Here is a 17,628-nt window from a genome sequence, read left to right as displayed (position 1 = left end):
GCCCGGCGAGTGCGTGTGGCGATCAGAATTTCAGCGAGCCTTGCATATAGAAGGTGCGGGGCTGACCGGCATAAATCCCTTTGTTGTTGTCATCGCTGTTCGAGCGCGTGTAGTAATCGTGGTCGAACAGGTTTTTCACACCAAAGGCCAGATTGAGGTCAGAGAACTGCGGGCCAAAGTCGTAGGCCGCGCGTGCACCCCACAGCATAAAGCCGGGGATACGTCCGGCGCTGCCATCGGCGCTTTCGGCAACGGTGTTGGCGTTATCGGCGAACTGGCTGGACTGGAACTCGCTGTTCAGGTTGAACGTCCAGTTGCCCGGCTGATAATCGACGCCGAATCCTCCCCGGTGTTTTGAAGAGAAGGGCACCTGATTACCGTAGGTATCGCCCGCTTCGCGAATTTCCGCATTCACATAGGAATAGCGCGCATAAACTGACACCGCGTCTAAGCGGGGTGACAGCTCGGCGAGGTGATAACGCGCCTGTGTTTCCAGCCCGGAATGGCGGGTTTTCCCCCGCGTGGTGACGGTGTTGTTGGTCTGATTGGAGTCATATTGGTTATTGAAGTTAACCAGAAAAACGCCCATTTCTGCCGTCAGCGCGCCGTCGTCGTAGCGGGAACCGACTTCCCAGGTGCGCGCTTTTTCTGGTTCCACTTTGCCGCTTTGAGCAGCCTTGCCAATTCGGCTGTACTGTACGGTGCCGAATGATCCTTCGGTGTTTGCATAAAGATTCCAACTCTCGTTAACGTGGTAGAGCACGTTCAAGGCGGGCAGTGGTGCGTTGTAGCTGACCGCTTCGCCCGTGCCTTTCAGCGTGTTGTCCTGATGAGATTTGATGTGCTCAAAGCGCATTCCCGGCGTAATCGTCCAGTTGCCGATATCAACGCGGTCGTCGATGTACCAGGCGTGTGCCTCTGTACCCGCGCGGGTTTCGCGGTCGATAGGGCTGCTGGCGCTTGGCAGCGTTTTGCTGGCGGTGCTGGTGAAATAACGCACCTCATGGGTGGATTCGCTGACATAGCGGTAGCCGACGCCCACTTCATGAGCGGAAGATCCGAGGGTAAAACTTTGGCTGTAGCGCGGTTCGATGCCACGTACCCAATATTCGCGTGGCGACAGGGTAATGATCGAATTCTGTTCCAGATAGCCGCTGCGCAGCGTACGTGTGTAGAAGCCCTGAATATTGAATTTATGCTGCTGATCCGGCTGGTATTGATAGCCCAGACTGGCAAGTTGACGACGTCCCCAGAAGCGATCGTACGGGCGCGTTGACTGCCAGCGGTCCGCATTGTAATCGGCACGCGACAGACCGCCCGGCATATCGGCGCTGCCATCGTAATATTGCAGCAGGCTGTTAAACGTGTGCACGTCGTTTGGTGCGTAGCGGCTTTTCAGCATCACGTCGTCAATGCGTGTCGCGCTGTGTTCACGCCAGTCGCTGCCGCGCGTGCCGGAATAGAGCAGCGCCGAGCCAAAACCGTTATCCGCCGTGCCGCCAACCAGCAGGTTGTGCGTTTCTTTCGGGTTGTGCTGTGAAGATGTCGGGCTGTGTTGGCCTTCTACGCCCGCGCTAATGCCAAACTCTTTCGGGATCGCCCGAGTGACGAAGTTCACGACGCCGCCGACGCTTTGCGGCCCGTAGCGCACAGCACCGCCGCCGCGCACGACATCAATGGCGTCCATATTGCCAAGTGAGATGGGCGCAAGGGAAAGCTGCGGCTGACCGTAAGGGGCAAACGGCACTGGAATGCCGTCCATCAGCACGGTGGAACGGCTGGCGAGGCGTGGACTGAGGCCGCGAATACCAAAGTTCATGGCCAGATCGTGGCTGCCCGTACCGTTATTTTCCGGCGCATACACGCCCGGCATACGGTTTAAGACATCGCGCATCGTGGTGGCACCGGTCTTGGCGAAGTCCTCACGACGGATCACATCGCGTGCGCCCGCATGTTCAAAGACGTCATTTTCACGCGCTTCACCCAGCCAGTCGCCAACGACCGTCAGCGTTTCTTCCGCTGCCGCTGGGATTGGTTCCAGCGTCCAAGCGTTATCGCCCAACGCTTTCAGTTGCAGACCGCTACCCGCCAGCAGGGCTTTCAGGCCGCCGTCAACGGTGTAGTCGCCGTGCAGGCCGTTGCTGCGTTTTCCCTGCGTCAGGCTAGCATCGACCGACAGCGTAATCCCGCTGCGGGCGGCATAGTGGTTGAGCGCTTTGTCTAACTCACCAGCAGCAATATCGTAGCGTGCGGTGGCGGGAGCCGTCGCCGCGTGGGCCATCCCTGTCGTGATACCGACTGTCGACAGCAGGCTGAGCTGTATCGCCATGGCTAAAGGGGTTGCTTTACGAAAGGCGCGTAAGAGCGTCATAACATCTCCATCATCATTTTTGTTCTATACACCTAAGTCGAACGAGAGGGAGAAAAAGGACAATCAAGAATGATAATTTTTTTCGTTATCGTTTAGTTTGCGGGAAGGATATTGACCCAGTAACGAGTAATGTACTGAATCTTAACGGGAAGTGTTTTCTCGATAACCTGTAACACCGTATCGGTATTTTTCAGCGGGAAGGTGCCGCTTAACCGCAGCGTCGCGACCTCTGGGCTACAGCGCAGCACGCCATGACGGTAGCGCGATAGCGTCGCTATCACGTCGCCGAGCGGCTTATTGCTGAAACTGAGAATGCCCTGCGCCCAGTTGCTGTCTTCTTCCTCTGCGGATTGGATTTCACCTAGTTCCCGCGCGCTGAAGCGCAGGCTTTCGCCCTGACGCACGATGTGCTCTTGAGTCGGATCTTCTGCCAGTACGACTTTTACCGCATGGTGTTGCACGCTCAGTAGCGTGCTGTCGGCTTCCTGACGGACCGTAAATTCAGTGCCGAGTGCGGTCAATTTCCCGTGTCGTGTCTGCACGTAGAAAGGGCGACGGCTGGCATCCTGTCCGGTGGTAATCGCGATTTCGCCGTACCAGAGATGAATGCGCCGCTGCTGTGGATCGAAGCGAACATCGACGGCGCTGTCGGTGTTCAGCGAAAGCAGCGTTCCGTCCTCCAGACGCTGCTGACGGATTGCACCTTTCGCCGTGGTGTAATCGGCTCGAAGGCCCGTTCCGGTATCGGAGCGCCAAAGCTGCCACCCGCCGCCAACGCCTAACAGCAGTAAAAGACCTTTCATCACTCTGCGACGGGTAAGCTGCGTATCCTGAAGGGCGCGGTGGGCGACGTTGCCGGGCACGACGTTCATCTGGCTGCGCAGATTTTCTACCTGCGACCAGGCCCACTGGTGATCCCGATTTTGCTCATACCACTGCTGCCATTTCTCAGTTTGCTGGGGGCTCACGCGTTCGTCACTCAGTACCGCATACCAATGCGAGGCGGAACGCAGAGCCTGACGTTGAGAATCGGTCAGCGGGAGGCTCACAGCCCGTGCTCCAGACGGAACAGCAGGCAATGCTCCGTGGCTTTGGCAACGTATTTTTTGACGGAGCTGACGGAAACATTCAGCCGTGTGGCGATCTCGCCGTAGGCCATGCCATCAAGCTGGGAAAGCAAAAACGCCTGTCGTGCTTTGTGGCTCAGGCCATCGAGCATGAGATCCACCTGCTGGAGCGTCTCAAGCTGCTGTTGCTGGATCTCCGGTGAGGGCGCAAGCGCCTCCGGCAACTGCGCCAGCCTGTCCAGATAGGCTTTCTCCAGCGCATTGCGGCGAAAGATATCGACCATCACGCGCTTGGCAACGGTACACAGAAACGATTTAGGATCGCGGATTGCGGTCAGCGACTCGCCGTTCATCACGCGCAGGAAGGTGTCCTGAGCAATATCATCGGCGTCGAAAGAGGATTGGAGTTTGCCCGTCAGCCAGTGCTTCAGCCAGCCGTGATGCGAACCATAGAGTGATTCAAGCGTCAGTTCAGCAGAGGGAGTTGCGTGGTCAGCTATCATGGGCAGAAATAGAAAAAACGTATCGACGGTCAATAATAGGGTGCTATGTTAATATGATAATGGTTCTCATTACAATTAAATCACAGAGCGACAGTGATAAGAAAAAAGTGATAGAAAGCAACTGGCTGTTTTTTAAGGTAAATAGAAAACTAAATAGCGATGTCACCTTTGCCTGAGAGGCGCTGCGGAATCCGACGGTTACGGGTGTCTTAAAATCAGAATTATTTGAGATATCGATAGATTGTCGGGAAGGGTTGTGTGCTATGTTGGATTTCTCATAATGATGCTGCGTCGCTACTATGAAAAAAAGCCTGCTAGCCTATTTTCAAACGCTCTATTTTAAGAAAAGTTTTTTCTTATTATCTTCCTGCCTGCTTTTTATTCTGGCTTCACTTTTTGCGTTGGTGCTTGCGGTTTATTCAACGTTTACGCTCAGACAGTTTGAACACGAAGTTGATGATTTTTCTAACGTCACGGTTGAACATGCTGGGAAAATCATTCTACAGGCGACCTCCGCACTCGATATTTTAGAAAAAAAGTTTCCACCTTATTGTGATGATTTGCATTTAGGTTTACTGCGTAAAATCGCTTACGACAATGATTATATTCAGGATGTGGTTTATATCGATGGGAATCGCCTCCGCTGCTCTTCGATGATGAGTGAAATTAATTCGGTGTTTCTTCCATCGCCCGATTTTCACTATAAAAATAGCTATAATATTTGGTACAAAATTGAAAGTCCGCTGAATAGAAATAAGCCGATGATTTATGTTGGCGCAACGCGTCATCTTGTGGTGTTGAATCCGCGTTCATTTCTGGATGTTCCTTCCTACAGTTATAATATCCAATATGCATTGCTGGAGAAAAATAAGGGAGATGGACGCGTTATTCTATCGGATTTAATGACTGATGATATTTATTCTCGTCTGGTCGTCGGGGAGAATAACCCTGATAAATTTTATATTGGCGATAAATACTACGTTCTGAAACCGATACCGGATAGCGATCTTGCTCTGGTGGTGAGTGCGGATCAATCCACATCCCTCTCATTTTATCTGAAGATTTTTTTCTCTGCTTTGCCTATTTTTCTGCTGCTTTCCCTGATTCTGTCCATCCTTATCTCCAGAAAGTCGCTGACCATTCAGAGTCCGCTCTATGTTCTCAAGCAGGCGCTGAGGCAAAAAGAGTTTGAATTACATTATCAGCCGATTATTAAATTGGATACCGCTCAGGTCGTGGGATGTGAAGCGCTGATACGCTGGCGTCATTCGGATGGTAACCTGATTACGCCAGACTCTTTTATTCCCATGATTCGTCAGGTTGGGTTGATGAAAGAGTTAACCTTGTTCGTCATTAATGAGGCGCTACAAACAGCCAGTGTACTGAAGAAAAGTGACCCTGACATGTTTGTCTCTATCAATCTTGAGGCGGCCGAATTTGAGGATATGTCCGTTTTAAATTATCTCGTGGAACAGGTTGCTATATACGATCTCGATGGTGCCAATGTTAATGTCGAATTAACCGAATCATCCATGATTGAACCCCGGAAAGCAGCACCGATGGTGGAGCTGTATCAACAACAAGGCATTGATGTTGCCATTGATGATTTTGGCACCGGCTATTCGGGGCTGTCGTATCTTGAGCGGGTAAAAGCCAATAAGCTTAAAATCGACAAGTCCTTTGTTGGGAATATTAGTGTCCACTCACCGACTGATATTGTGCTGTCTCATATTGTCAGCATGGCGCACTGTCTTAATCTGTATATTGTTGCCGAAGGGGTTGAGACTCCGGCTCAGGAAGCCTATCTGAAAAGCCTTGGCGTCGCTTATGCGCAGGGCTGGCTGTATTCCAAAGCGCTAACGCAAGAAGCACTGATTACGTTTCTGGCGGAAAAAGATGAAACAGGGTCGGATGCGTCGTAAAGTCACGATAAACGCGGCTTCACTATCAAAAATACGCATAAAAGGGTAAAATATCGAAAATATGGTAGTTACCTAATGATATTTATTACTTTTTTATTGTTAATTTTTCAGGAGTTTATCATGCAACAGTTGCCTCATTGTCCAAAATGCAGTTCTGAATATACCTGGCAAGAAGGCGAAATGCTTAACTGCCCAGAATGCGGAAATGAGTGGTCGGCGGCAGGCGATGCGCCAGCGCAGGATGACGGTTTAGTCGTGAAAGATGCTAACGGCAATCTGCTGGCGGACGGCGATACGGTAACGGTCATTAAAGACCTGAAAGTAAAAGGCAGTTCAACACCGCTGAAAATCGGCACCCGTGTGAAGGGCATTCGTCTGGTCGAAGGCGATCACAATATTGATTGTAAAATCGATGGTTTCGGCCCGATGAAGCTGAAGTCCGAGTTTGTGAAGAAGAACTAATTCGGATGTGATGACATACGCGTCGGTCTTCTATTTGAGCGGCGCGCTGCATTTTTTCACCTCTGGCTGGTTTTTTCACATCAGACAATCCTTTACCATAGCCTGTATTGATTTCTTACCTGGCTATACGGATATCTGATGCGTCATTTGGTTCGTTTTCTCCCTCTGCTCGTTTTGCTCTCGGCCTGTAGCAGTCAGCCGGCCCCTCCTCCCGCAGAAGTGCCTTCAGGTAATCCTTTTAAAGGTGGCTTCCTGCTTGAACCTGCACACAATGTCCATCCGCTAGGCGGTGATTTTGCAACTAACCCGGCTACCGCACGGTTTGTCGAGAAAATGGTGCTGGAGCACGGCTTTAACCGCCAGCAGCTGCATGATGTGCTGGTGCAGGCGAAAAGTCTGGATTGGGTGATCCGTCTGATGGATAAACAAGCCCCGACATCGCGCCCGCCTTCAGGGCCGAACGGATCTTGGAACCGCTACCGCAATCAGTTTATTACGCCAGACAACGTACAGAACGGCGTGGCGTTCTGGAATCAATATCAGGATGCGCTACAGCGCGCTCAGAACATTTACGGCGTCCCGCCTGAGATCATCGTCGGCATTATTGGCGTTGAAACCCGCTGGGGCAGAGTCATGGGTAAAACGCGCATCATTGATGCCTTGGCAACGCTGGCGTTTGATTACCCGCGACGTGCCGATTACTTTGCGGGCGAGCTGGAAACCTTCCTGCTGATGGCGCGTAAAGAAGGCAACGATCCGCTCAGCCTGCGCGGTTCTTACGCGGGCGCGATGGGCTATGGGCAGTTTATGCCGTCATCATTCAAGAACTACGCGGTGGATTTCGACGGCAACGGACATACCAACTTATGGGATCCGGTGGATGCGATTGGCAGCGTAGCCAATTATTTCAAAGCGCACGGATGGGTGAAAGGCGCACCTGTTGCGGTGCAAGCAAATGGCCAGGCTCCTCTGCTCCCGAACGGTTTTAATACCCGCTACTCGCTCACGGAACTACAGGCCGCGGGTTTGACGCCACAGCATTCGCTGGCGGGATACAGTGAAGCCAGCCTGCTGCGGCTGGACATCGGCACGGGTTACCAATACTGGTACGGACTGCCGAACTTCTACACCATCACGCGCTACAACCACAGCACGCACTACGCGATGGCCGTATGGCAGCTAGGCGAAGCTGTAGGCCGCGCGCGCTAGGGTCAGGGCTATTAAATTTGTGGCTTGCTAATAACGTCTGACCCCAATCTCAGAGCTGTTTCTTATACACAGTGTGGGATGCCAGCAGGATTGACTGTTATCTGGCGTAAAAAATTATGCTGAGGAGATAGCTGGCTTAGGATGAGCCGCATGGACGCGGCGAAAGCTTGCGCCACGTATGGAACGTGTCGCAAGTGGTCCTCTAAGCCTGATACCGACGAAGGTACCGCTTTAGCGGCATAATTCCCGCCAAAAGCCTGGGGTCTCGGGGCGAGCGGCGTTTGAGCCGTCCCGAGTCGGGCGCGTGCGACGAAGTAGCATGAGAATAACGGTATTGTTGCGCACGAAACGGTCTCTGAACCTGCATAAAGATGTGACTCAAAGGACTGTCGAGAATCTCACTCTTCCTAATCCTCCCTTTGCCTCCAATTTTCCCTGAATCACCCTCAATACAATCCGCATAGACAGCCTTGTCGCATCGTTGGAATATTCATTCGTAGCGTTTTTTTATTCTTTCCTATCTTACTGTTTTATAAAAATATGCTTTGCAAATCGAGGCGATAAATGACGACGATGATGGTGGTGTTCCTGCTGGCTGGTGTAGTGAAAGGCGTGATTGGCCTGGGATTACCAACGATCTCGATGGGCTTGTTAACGCTGGTGATGCCCGCTGCCAGCGCGGCGGGGCTTTTGATCGTTCCTTCGCTAGTGACCAACATTTGGCAACTTGCCTGCGGCCCCGCTTTTCTTAGCCTGATTAAACGGTTTTGGACGCTGTTTGCCGGGATCATTATTGGGACGTTCTGGAATGGTCTGCCTGCGCTAACCTCATCATCGTCATGGACGAGCGCGGCGCTCGGCGGCATTTTGGTAGTTTATGGCCTGTGGGGCATCGTAGCGACGACTTTGCCGCAGCCCGGTCGTCACGAAGTCTGGCTGTCGCCGCTGGTGGGCTACATCACCGGCGCTATCACGGCGGCGACGGGCGTCTTTGTGATTCCCGCCGTGCCTTACCTGCAATGCCTGCGGCTTAATAAAAACGATCTGGTGCAGGCGCTCGGGCTGGCATTTACCGTTTCCACGCTGGGATTGGCGATACAGCTGATGCAGGGCGTTGGGCTACAGGGCATCGATCTCTGGCAATCGGTGCTGGCGCTGATTCCCGCGCTGCTGGGCATGATGATTGGGCAACGCCTGCGCCACACGATTAGCGAACCGGTTTTCCGGCGCTGCTTCTTTATCGGGCTGGTAGTGCTGGGTGGATACATGGTCGCGCGCGGGCTGCTTTAACCTGCGTTCTCTGTCGTAATAAAAGCCACGAAATCCTGAACATAGCCGGGCAGCGCGGAAAACTGACGGGCGCAGATAACCAGATTACGCATTGCCCAGTCGTCTGACAGCGGAATCGTGTGAATCGCCAGCCGTTCCATCATGCGCTGTGCTGCATGTCGCGGAAGAATACCAATGCCGATACCGCTGTGAATCACCTGCGTAACGGCATCGAAGCTGGCAAGACGCACGCGGTAATTCAGGCGTTTTCCCAGCCTTCTGGCGTGCTCGTCGATGTGCTCCTGCAAGGCCGCGCCTTCGCTAAGCCCGATAAATTCGGCGTCGGCAATGGCGGAAAAGGTGAGCTGCTGTGCGTCAGACCAGATGCTGTCACGGGGAACGACAACTACCAACTCGTCGCGGCGAAACGGGCGCGTTTCCAGCCCGTCGAGCGGTACGGAATCGGCCACAATGCCGAGGTCGGCGGTTTGATTACGAATAGCGCTGACGATATCGCGGCTGAGTTTTTCATTCACCGCGACGGATATCTGTGGGCAGACCACCAGATAGCGGCCCAGCAGGGCAGGCAAATATTCATTCAGCGCCGCAGAGTTGCACAGCAGCGGAATATGGCCGCGCAGCCCTTTGCTGTACTGGTGTAATTCGCTGCGCATATGTTCTACCTGACGCAGGATAATGTGGGCATGGTGCGCCAGCGAAAAGCCTGCGTCGGTGAGCGAGACGCCCGCCTTTGACCGCAGCAGCAGCGGTACGCCAAGTTCATCTTCCATTCCCCGGATTCGCTCGCTGGCGGCCTGCACGGTCAGGCTAGACGCTGCTGCGCCACCGGTAATGCTGCCTGCTTTCTGAACATTGAGAAACAGCCGGAGATCGGTTAAATCGAATCGCATAGGGGAATCTGTCTCGGAGACGCCGATACCCCCTATTATGGTCGTGAGTCAGGGCGACGGCAATCGCCCAGCCTGCGACTTACTGAAACTCCACGCGATTTCTGCCTTTTTCTTTGGCTTGATAGAGCGCGGCATCTGCGGCACCGTAGAGCGCATCGAAACGGGTTTTCTGTGGGGCCCAACTGACGCCAAAGCTGGCGGTGACGCGCTGTTGCGGCAGCACGCTGAGCGGCATTCTGTTGAGATCCTGATGCAGGCGGCTGGCGAGTGAAACGGCCTGCATGAGCGTGTGCCCTTCCAGCAGGATGGTGAACTCTTCACCACCGACGCGACCAATGCTGCTCGTGGTATTCAGCACCTGCTGCACGCGTGAGACCAGATCGCAGATCACGGCGTCGCCGGTTGGGTGACCATAGGTATCGTTCACCTGCTTGAAGTGATCGATATCCAGCACGATGAGCGCCGCCTGATTGCGCTCCAGCGCGTGGTTAATGCGTTCAATAATTGCGCCACGGTTATATACGCTGGTCAACGGATCGTGGCTGGCTTTGTATTCCAGTTCGACGGCCAATTGATTGAGCTGTGCGTTCAGACAGTTCAGCTCTTTCTCCGCACGGTCGCTGCGCGAAATCAGGCGGTGCGACTCACGTACCAGCCGCTGATAGTGGTCGGTTAACGCCAGCAGCGTGTCGCGATAGACTTCTGCTGGTCTTTCCTGCTGGTTAGCGATGTTGCGCGCGGCGAGCAGAATGTCGTATTCCGGTGTAAACAATTCAATTGTGCTCATGATTATCACTCAAAATTGTGCTGTGAAAGGTCAGGGCAGGGAAATCAATGTGAAGCTCTTCACCAAATTCTTCCGCAATATCGTCGTCTTTGTCGTAATACCAATACAGCGCAATCGAGAGCGTCTGTTCAGCCGCCTGATTAAGCAGATTGAATAAACTGAACAGCATCTTGGTGCTGGAACTGTTGAAGTAAATCAGGGAAACGTGAATTTCGATGCTCGGCAGCGCTTCATCCGGCGGCATCGTTTCCGCGTAGGTTGTTAACGCGTGCAGATACGCCTGAATCTCGGTGAGCAGCGGGCGATAAAACGCCGCGGCGTTCTCAGGATAAGATTCGCCGGAAAGATAAAGACGGTGTGTGTCAAAGTGAAAATCAACCGTCGGGGTACAGGATGTCCCCGAAATATGGAGGTTGCTTAGGGTTGTTATATTTTTCATGTCAAATGATTGCCTTCAGATAAAACGTAGATAGCCCCGTTGATGCATCGGCCCGAAACGTAAACTGGAGTGGCTCACTGGCATCACGCGCGACGGTCAATAGCCCCATATCCGCGCCTTTGCTTGATGACGGGGTTTCATCACGCAGAGAGACTTTGTAGGCGAGTCGGATTTCATCAAGCGTCATGCCGCGCAGCGGCTCAAGACGTCCTCGCAGCGTCTCGACATCGTCGGGGTGTATCGGGTTGGCGCACAACAGGAAGTATTTCCCATTTTCGTAACCCAGACACACCGAACCATGACGGACTTCGGCGGTGTGATCGAGCGCGGTTAACGGTGCAGCGGAATAGCGGGTAATGTTCTGCACCATTTCGACGAACGTAGAGAACAGTCGGCGACGGATGCCGGCAGGAAGCTGTTTTTTCTCCAGCTGTAGCCGCATGGTTTCGGCCAGTGAACTGATGATGTTTTGTGAAAAATAGCCCACGTAATACAGCGTGATGTCATGCTGGTGTGAGGGCGAAAAAAATTCAGTGTATTTGATGTTTGGCATCATTCTGTCTGCCTGATTAAACAAAAGTCGAACAATGTCGGAAGCCCCAAAATGTTAAATCGTCTCGTCGGGTCTGATCGCCCTGGTAGATCTTGTGTGCCGACAGGAGCTGGTTAGCCAGTTCGCGCATCGGCTGGTGTTGATGGTGCTGGAGGTACTCCTGTAGGCGACGTTTACCAAACATAATCCGGCGTTCTCCGCCGATTTGATCCGTCAAGCCATCTGTGGTGGTGAAAAATATATCGTTATCATGAAGCGGCAATTCATAGCTCGACCACTGGTAGTCATAAGGCGTTTCGGTATAGCCGACCCCCATACGATCGCACTGGAGTGGTGTCAGCTCTCCGGTCTGGCGTTGCAACATGAAAGCGGGCATCCGCGCACCGGAAAACGTCAGCGTGTTTCGCGTCATATCACAGAACACCAGCATCGCGTCGCAGCCGTCGTTAGAGGTAGAAAGCTGACGCGCTTCGTCACGCTGCCCCAGCGTATCTTTGATATGACGGTTGATTGCCTGTAACAACTGCGCTGGTAGCATCGGGCCGTGCTGTGTCAGCGCCTGTTCCAGCGCGGAAGAGAAAATCAGGGTCATGAATGCGCCGGGTACGCCGTGTCCGGTACAGTCTGCAACGGCGGCAAGCCAGCCATTCTGATAGGTTTTAAAGGCATAGCAGTCGCCGCCGACACAGTCTCGCGGTTCCCAGGCTAAACACCAGTCGGCAAGCGTGCGGGACATCGCCTGTGTTGACGTCGTCAGCATCGCTGTCTGAATCACGCTGGCATATTCAATGCTCTGCATAATCTGCTGATGCTGGCGCAGGTGCATATCGGAGACGGCCTTGATCAGATCGATGCCTAATCCGATACCGATATAACGCCCGTTCTCAGTGATCATAAAGCCGTCCGTCAGCGATTTATCACCGGTAATCACCGTTTGATCGGCGACGTCGTTCAATGATGCCAGTGCATCGACAATCAGCGGATTTTTATCCATAAACGCGATGCAGCTCTTTTTGTCGTACAGTTCACGATAAAAAGGCCGGGACATCTGCGAGAGAAAAATATGGCGGTTGATTAAGCCGAAAGGGCGTCCATCCTCCACGACAGGCAGGCTGACCCACTCTTTATTCTTACTGAACAACTGCAATACGGTGGCGTTGTCGGTGTTAGGAGAAACGTCCGGCAGAGGAATGCAAAGATCTCGCGCCACCGGTGTACCCCGGAGGAGTGGTCGGGCGCAAGGAACGGGCATGGCGATCATGGTTAATCTTTGGGCGTATTTATCTTTAAGTCAAAATACCTGCCCTTGATGACCAAATGATGACAACTCCCCGTTTTCGGTAAGACTATTGCGCGTCGAGTACGTTGGCCATGATCTGATTTTGCCAGTCGAAGTAGGGGTTAAAGGTCAGGCGCACATGGGTTTTGCCATTTTCGACGTATCCCCAGTCGGAATACCACAGCGTGCTGCGGTCCTGACAGGTTTTCAGGTCGTTCAGGGGTTGGCCGTTGGCGCAGATGACAATCGCACCGGTTTTGCCGTACTCCTTATTGTCTGGTGAAAACATGAGCGACATGTGCGAGAACTGGCTGATACGCCAGTCGGGCAGCGAGCCTGTCCGCACCAACACGCGTGAAGAATGGATACCGGCAGGGCGATCGCCATACCAGATCAGACGGCTGCGTGGGTTGGTAAACTGTTTATCGAACGTGTCGACAAGATAAGTCGTATCGACGACGGAATCATGTTCCGCCAGCACGATGAACACCGGTTTGTCATAAGGCTTTTTGGCGAGCTCTGAACGCACACCGCTGCTGGAATAATAATATTGGGCGAAACCGTTGGTCGGCACGCGCATATAGCGGGTTGCCAACTGCTGGGGGTAACCGGGGCGCGGCGGCATCAGCCAGTCGGTAAACACGGACAGCACCGGAGCCATGAAGGCGTATTTTTCGTTGGATTTAATCGCGGGGGAGAACAGCACCAGCCCTTTGATTTCAGGATGCTGTAAGGCGTATTCCAGTACCAGATTGCCGCCGGTGGAAAAGCCGCCCAGATAAACCTCATCGACCTCTTTGCTGAGGATGGCCGCCTGCTCGGCGACTACGCTGCGCCAGTCATCTACGGTAACGTGCAACAGATCGGCGGGGCGGGTGCCATGACCTGGTAGCAACACGGTTCTGACCAGAAAGCCTTGTTCGACCAATTTTGGGGTGATGTCAGTGAATGAACCGGGTGAATCGCCCAACCCGTGTACCAATAAGATGGCTTTCTGCGGTTGGCCGAGGGGGCGGGTTTCACTGGGCGTATTCCAACGTAATTCCAGTTGCTTATCCGTGGTTTGAAAGGCGCGGTGCTCAGCGACCCAGCGCGTGGTGTCTTGCTGGTAACGTTCGAATGAGGTTTGCCCTAACGGCGTGATGTCGCGCGGACTGCTGTTGCATCCCACCATGAAAAGTACGCCGATGAGGGCGAACAGGCCTGCCACCACCCGTTTCCAGACTGCCCACGAAACGAACCGGAATACGCTTATTGTCATTTATGCTCCTTGCCTTTTGGCAATATCAATCTGATCGCTAACGGGATAATGGCGCGTTGACAACACTATATCCGAAATCATTTCGTATGCAGATTGCTCAACGTGCGGCGCTGTATGGCTTCATGTTATACTTCAGACAAATTGGGCGTTTTTTCTGTCTTTTGGTCAGGCCAATATTACGATGGCCGATGTTGAATAAAGGGATGGCGGTATGCGTTTATATCAGCAGATTGGCGACAATCTTCGCGCGGAAATTCTGAAGGGAAACTATCAGATTGGCGACCGCTTGCCTCCCGAGCGTGATATTGCTGAAACCTACAACGTCAGCCGTAGCGTAGTGCGTGAAGCGCTGATTATGCTGGAGCTGGAAAAGCTGATTGAGGTGCGTAAAGGCTCTGGCGTTTATGTCATGCAGTTGCCGAGCGCACAGGGAAAAGACAGCGTGGTGGACAGCGGCTATGGCCCCTTCGAGCTGATGCAGGCGCGTCAACTGCTGGAAGGCGAAGTCGCAGCGTTTGCCGCGATGCAGGCGACCAAAAGCGACATCGTGAAAATGCGGCAGGCCATTGAACAAGAACGGGCGTCGCTTGAGAACGGCAGCGTGGATGAAAGCGCCGATGAACAATTCCATTGCCTGCTGGCGCAGTCTACCCAAAACAGCGTCTTAGCCAATATGGTGTATGAGGTGTGGCAGGCGCGTAAACGCAGCCCAATGTGGCAAGGCATTCACTCCCATACCGACGATTTCAGCTATCAGCGCCAGTGGCTAGACGATCATGAACAAATCCTGCGTGCCGTATCTCGCCGCGATGTGAACATGGCGCGTCAGGCAATGTGGCAGCATCTGGAAAACGTAAAAATTAAACTGCTGGAAATCTCGAATGTGGACGATCCGGCTTTCGACGGCTATCTGTTCGAGTCTGTTCCTTCACGTCTGGAATCCTGACTCTCCCTCTGCGTTTCCCTTCTCGTGTGAATTTTCTCTCTGGCATCGCATCGGTGTACGGAGAGAAAGATATCAGACCAAATAATCCATTCCTGACTTTCCCTTTATGATTTCAGCCTGATTACGCATGATGTTAGTCCAAAATGCGAATTTTTTGTGTAATTGGTCAATCAATTCGTGAGTTTCGTTTGACAGCCTGTCCCGGTGAGGTAGGCTTTTCCTATTCTCGACGACAACTCACTATCTTGACGAAAATAAAAGGGTAACTCGGTATGGAACAAACCTGGCGTTGGTACGGCCCGAACGATCCTGTCTCACTGGATGATGTTCGGCAGGCTGGAGCGACCGGCGTGGTGACGGCATTGCACCACATCCCTAATGGCGAAATCTGGTCGGTTGAAGAGATTGAAAAGCGCAAAGCCGAATTGAAGGCGAAAGGGCTGGTGTGGTCGGTGGTGGAAAGCGTACCGGTTCATGAAGAGATCAAAACTCAGACGGGGAATTATCAGCAGCATATTGCCAATTACCAGCAATCGCTGCGTAACCTGGCGCAGTGCGGCATTGATACGGTGTGTTATAACTTCATGCCCGTGCTGGACTGGACGCGAACCGATCTGGAGCATGTTCTGCCGGATGGTTCAAAGGCGCTGCGTTTCGATCATATTGCCTTTGCCGCCTTTGAACTGCATATCCTGAAGCGTCGCGGTGCTGAAAAAGATTACACGGCGGATGAACAGGCACAGGCTGCCGACTACTTCCGTGCAATGAGCGAAGAAGATATCGCGCGCCTGACAGGTAACATTATCGCCGGGCTGCCGGGCTCTGAAGAGGGCTATACGCTGGAGCAGTTCCGCGGCCGTCTGGCGGAATATGATGGTATCGACCATGCGAAACTGCGCGAGCACCTTGGGTATTTCCTCCGTGAGATTGTGCCCGTTGCGGAAGCCGTTGGCCTTCGCCTTGCCATTCACCCAGACGATCCACCGCGTCCGATCCTTGGGCTGCCGCGTGTGATGTCCACGATTGACGACATGCGCTGGCTGAAACAGACGGTCGATAGCCTTCATAACGGCTTTACCTTCTGTACGGGATCTTACGGCGTACGGGCCGATAACGATCTGGTGACGATGCTGGAAACGTTCGGCGATCGCGTGCATTTCACCCATCTGCGTGCCACCTGCCGGGAAGACAATCCCAACTCGTTCCATGAAGGCGCGCATTTGCAGGGGGATGTGGACATGGTCGCGATTATCAAGGCCATTCTGGCAGAAGAGTTGCGGCGTCAGAAGGCGGGCGATCGCCGTCCGATCCCGATGCGGCCAGATCACGGGCATCAGATGCTGGACGATCTGAAAAAGAAAACCAACCCCGGCTACTCGGCAATCGGGCGGCTGAAAGGATTGGCGGAACTGCGCGGCGTCGAACTGGCGTTGAAACGCACGCTGTTTACCGAATTGCAGCAAGGGTAATGAAATGAAGCAGACCGTGCTTATTCAAGCACGGTCTGCAGGTGACTGATGCGTCAGGACCCCAGAGGAGGTATTAATTTATATGTGAATTCTGCTGGCAGAATTACAGAGCTTTAACGTTTGAACGGCTGACTTTGCAGTTCTTGGTATCCCACTGCTCGTCATGTTTTGTTGGTGTGCCTTTGCCTTTTTCTACACCAGTAAACTCTTCACAGATTTTAGGTTTACCTGCTTTGTAGCCTTTAATACGCAAATCACGGATTTCAGCGACATCACCAAAGTTACGGTTTACGCCAGCGATGCTGTCGATGGTGCCGTCAACGGTTGCGCTGATGATGGTGAGGTTACGTGGGCCACCGTTGTTGGTGCAGTCACCGCAAGAGCGCCACAGTTTGCCGTGTTGGCCAGTCAGGGTGAAGTTGCCCTGTACGATAGTGTGACTATTCTTGGAGTTCTGTTGCAGCACTTTGTCCGGTTTGCCACCAGGGCCATTGGTGGTGTTATGTGCAACACCGCCGACGATGGTCATGGTTTTACCCAGGTTGGTTGCTGCATCTTCACAAACGTCTTCCCAGATCACGTTTTCAATACGGCAGTCGCCTGATTTACAGTGGATACCGTCAGAACCGCCTTTTGCCGAGATGCGCAGGTTCTTGATACTCGCGTTTTCCAGCGTGATAACAGGAGGTTGCTTATCACTATCACCGCTACAGCTCAGACCCAGAGTAATCCCACCGCAGTCGACAGATTTGTTTTTGATGACTGCACCGGCCTTACATTCAGGGCTTGCTGCCTTAAGCGGAGCGGCGCGCAATGGTGCTGGGGCCGTTGAAGCGGCATTAGATTTCAGAACGCTATTATTACCGCTAACGGTATCCACCCAATACCAATAGTCTGACTGTGGATTGGCGCTTAAATCGGTAAAGGTTCTGTCGGTGGAATTGAGCTCTGCGATTTTTTCGCTGCCTGCCTGAGCACTACTGGTGCTGCGATACACATCCTGGCGAACAACGTTGCCTGCATCGGTAGACCAGCTTAAATAGGTGGCATTGTCTTTTTTCAGCAGCATCAGCATGGTGTCATCTGCCTGAGCCTGAAAAGAGAAAGCAGCCGTGCATAAAAATATCGGTGTTAAATACTTAAACATGTGTTTTTCCTTGTAAATTAAACGGATATTTTT

Annotated in this window: 16 protein-coding genes; 6 read left to right on the top strand and 10 right to left on the bottom strand. The window is 53.0% G+C overall.

What is annotated here, in order from left to right:
* Positions 1-22 precede the first annotated feature (22 nt).
* The 3 genes from fecA to fecI form a co-directional block, all read right to left on the bottom strand.
* Positions 23-2,371 (bottom strand): TonB-dependent Fe(3+) dicitrate receptor FecA, encoded by a 2,349-nt coding sequence (fecA, locus tag QWJ20_RS05565; RefSeq protein ID WP_433992040.1) that lies wholly within the window; start codon positions 2,369-2,371, stop codon positions 23-25.
* A gap of 92 nt (positions 2,372-2,463) precedes the next feature.
* Complete coding sequence (gene fecR, locus QWJ20_RS05560) at positions 2,464-3,420, bottom strand: ferric citrate uptake sigma factor regulator FecR (protein ID WP_433992039.1); 957 nt, start codon at positions 3,418-3,420, stop codon at positions 2,464-2,466.
* Positions 3,417-3,938: a ferric citrate uptake sigma factor FecI gene (gene fecI, locus QWJ20_RS05555; RefSeq protein ID WP_433992384.1), complete on the bottom strand. Its 522-nt coding sequence runs from the start codon at positions 3,936-3,938 to the stop codon at positions 3,417-3,419. The genes fecR and fecI overlap by 4 nt, the downstream gene beginning before the upstream one ends.
* 302 nt (positions 3,939-4,240) lie before the next feature.
* Between fecI and QWJ20_RS05550 the strand changes: the two genes are divergently transcribed.
* From QWJ20_RS05550 to QWJ20_RS05535, 4 genes are all read left to right on the top strand, one after another.
* Complete coding sequence (locus QWJ20_RS05550) at positions 4,241-5,863, top strand: EAL domain-containing protein (protein ID WP_433992038.1); 1,623 nt, start codon at positions 4,241-4,243, stop codon at positions 5,861-5,863.
* A 120-nt stretch (positions 5,864-5,983) separates the two neighbouring features.
* A complete protein-coding gene (locus tag QWJ20_RS05545) occupies positions 5,984-6,325 on the top strand; it encodes a zinc ribbon domain-containing protein YjdM (RefSeq protein ID WP_010296489.1) in 342 nt (113 codons plus the stop codon).
* A gap of 138 nt (positions 6,326-6,463) precedes the next feature.
* Positions 6,464-7,534, top strand: a complete 1,071-nt coding sequence (gene mltB / locus QWJ20_RS05540; protein WP_109411803.1) for a lytic murein transglycosylase B — start codon at positions 6,464-6,466, stop codon at positions 7,532-7,534.
* A gap of 564 nt (positions 7,535-8,098) precedes the next feature.
* The gene (locus tag QWJ20_RS05535; RefSeq protein WP_433992037.1) at positions 8,099-8,824 is read left to right on the top strand and encodes a sulfite exporter TauE/SafE family protein; all 726 of its coding nucleotides are present in this window, start codon (positions 8,099-8,101) and stop codon (positions 8,822-8,824) included.
* Here QWJ20_RS05535 and QWJ20_RS05530 read toward each other — a convergent pair.
* The 6 genes from QWJ20_RS05530 to QWJ20_RS05505 form a co-directional block, all read right to left on the bottom strand.
* Positions 8,821-9,714, bottom strand: a complete 894-nt coding sequence (locus QWJ20_RS05530; RefSeq protein ID WP_433992036.1) for a LysR family transcriptional regulator — start codon at positions 9,712-9,714, stop codon at positions 8,821-8,823. The two genes, QWJ20_RS05535 and QWJ20_RS05530, sit on opposite strands and share 4 nt — an antisense overlap.
* 79 nt (positions 9,715-9,793) lie before the next feature.
* Positions 9,794-10,501 (bottom strand): GGDEF domain-containing protein, encoded by a 708-nt coding sequence (locus QWJ20_RS05525; RefSeq protein WP_433992035.1) that lies wholly within the window; start codon positions 10,499-10,501, stop codon positions 9,794-9,796.
* Positions 10,488-10,940, bottom strand: coding sequence for a DUF1987 domain-containing protein (locus tag QWJ20_RS05520; RefSeq protein ID WP_039485361.1), 453 nt, complete (start codon positions 10,938-10,940; stop codon positions 10,488-10,490). The genes QWJ20_RS05525 and QWJ20_RS05520 overlap by 14 nt, the downstream gene beginning before the upstream one ends.
* Before the next feature lies 1 nt (position 10,941).
* Positions 10,942-11,496, bottom strand: coding sequence for a SiaB family protein kinase (locus tag QWJ20_RS05515; RefSeq protein WP_249687731.1), 555 nt, complete (start codon positions 11,494-11,496; stop codon positions 10,942-10,944).
* A gap of 13 nt (positions 11,497-11,509) precedes the next feature.
* Positions 11,510-12,754 (bottom strand): SpoIIE family protein phosphatase, encoded by a 1,245-nt coding sequence (locus tag QWJ20_RS05510; RefSeq protein WP_039485365.1) that lies wholly within the window; start codon positions 12,752-12,754, stop codon positions 11,510-11,512.
* A gap of 85 nt (positions 12,755-12,839) precedes the next feature.
* Positions 12,840-14,033, bottom strand: a complete 1,194-nt coding sequence (locus tag QWJ20_RS05505; protein WP_433992034.1) for an alpha/beta hydrolase — start codon at positions 14,031-14,033, stop codon at positions 12,840-12,842.
* A gap of 211 nt (positions 14,034-14,244) precedes the next feature.
* On the opposite strand from QWJ20_RS05505, the gene QWJ20_RS05500 reads away from it, so the two are divergent.
* Both QWJ20_RS05500 and uxuA read left to right on the top strand, forming a co-directional pair.
* Positions 14,245-14,979, top strand: a complete 735-nt coding sequence (locus tag QWJ20_RS05500) for an FCD domain-containing protein (RefSeq protein ID WP_039472311.1) — start codon at positions 14,245-14,247, stop codon at positions 14,977-14,979.
* Positions 14,980-15,251: 272 nt separating this feature from the next.
* The gene (gene uxuA / locus QWJ20_RS05495; RefSeq protein ID WP_433992033.1) at positions 15,252-16,448 is read left to right on the top strand and encodes a mannonate dehydratase; all 1,197 of its coding nucleotides are present in this window, start codon (positions 15,252-15,254) and stop codon (positions 16,446-16,448) included.
* A gap of 103 nt (positions 16,449-16,551) precedes the next feature.
* Here the strand turns inward: uxuA and pelI are convergent, their stop codons facing one another.
* Positions 16,552-17,595: a pectate lyase PelI gene (pelI, locus tag QWJ20_RS05490; RefSeq protein ID WP_095698731.1), complete on the bottom strand. Its 1,044-nt coding sequence runs from the start codon at positions 17,593-17,595 to the stop codon at positions 16,552-16,554.
* Between the last annotated feature and the right edge of the window lie 33 nt (positions 17,596-17,628).

The organism is Pectobacterium sp. S5, from assembly GCF_051707265.1.
In the GTDB taxonomy this organism is placed as follows: Bacteria; Pseudomonadota; Gammaproteobacteria; order Enterobacterales; family Enterobacteriaceae; genus Pectobacterium; species Pectobacterium polare.
The sequence above is the reverse complement of the archived record's forward strand: the minus strand, read 5'-3'. Positions and strand labels throughout refer to the sequence as shown.

Coding starts and splice junctions, on each gene's coding strand:
- fecA (WP_433992040.1), bottom strand. CDS start 2,371: ATGACGCTCTTACGCGCCTTTCGTAAAGCAACCCCTTTAGCCATGGCG.
- QWJ20_RS05550 (WP_433992038.1), top strand. CDS start 4,241: ATGAAAAAAAGCCTGCTAGCCTATTTTCAAACGCTCTATTTTAAGAAA.
- QWJ20_RS05545 (WP_010296489.1), top strand. CDS start 5,984: ATGCAACAGTTGCCTCATTGTCCAAAATGCAGTTCTGAATATACCTGG.
- mltB (WP_109411803.1), top strand. CDS start 6,464: ATGCGTCATTTGGTTCGTTTTCTCCCTCTGCTCGTTTTGCTCTCGGCC.
- QWJ20_RS05535 (WP_433992037.1), top strand. CDS start 8,099: ATGACGACGATGATGGTGGTGTTCCTGCTGGCTGGTGTAGTGAAAGGC.
- QWJ20_RS05530 (WP_433992036.1), bottom strand. CDS start 9,714: ATGCGATTCGATTTAACCGATCTCCGGCTGTTTCTCAATGTTCAGAAA.
- QWJ20_RS05525 (WP_433992035.1), bottom strand. CDS start 10,501: ATGAGCACAATTGAATTGTTTACACCGGAATACGACATTCTGCTCGCC.
- QWJ20_RS05520 (WP_039485361.1), bottom strand. CDS start 10,940: ATGAAAAATATAACAACCCTAAGCAACCTCCATATTTCGGGGACATCC.
- QWJ20_RS05515 (WP_249687731.1), bottom strand. CDS start 11,496: ATGATGCCAAACATCAAATACACTGAATTTTTTTCGCCCTCACACCAG.
- QWJ20_RS05510 (WP_039485365.1), bottom strand. CDS start 12,754: ATGATCGCCATGCCCGTTCCTTGCGCCCGACCACTCCTCCGGGGTACA.
- QWJ20_RS05505 (WP_433992034.1), bottom strand. CDS start 14,033: ATGACAATAAGCGTATTCCGGTTCGTTTCGTGGGCAGTCTGGAAACGG.
- QWJ20_RS05500 (WP_039472311.1), top strand. CDS start 14,245: ATGCGTTTATATCAGCAGATTGGCGACAATCTTCGCGCGGAAATTCTG.
- uxuA (WP_433992033.1), top strand. CDS start 15,252: ATGGAACAAACCTGGCGTTGGTACGGCCCGAACGATCCTGTCTCACTG.
- pelI (WP_095698731.1), bottom strand. CDS start 17,595: ATGTTTAAGTATTTAACACCGATATTTTTATGCACGGCTGCTTTCTCT.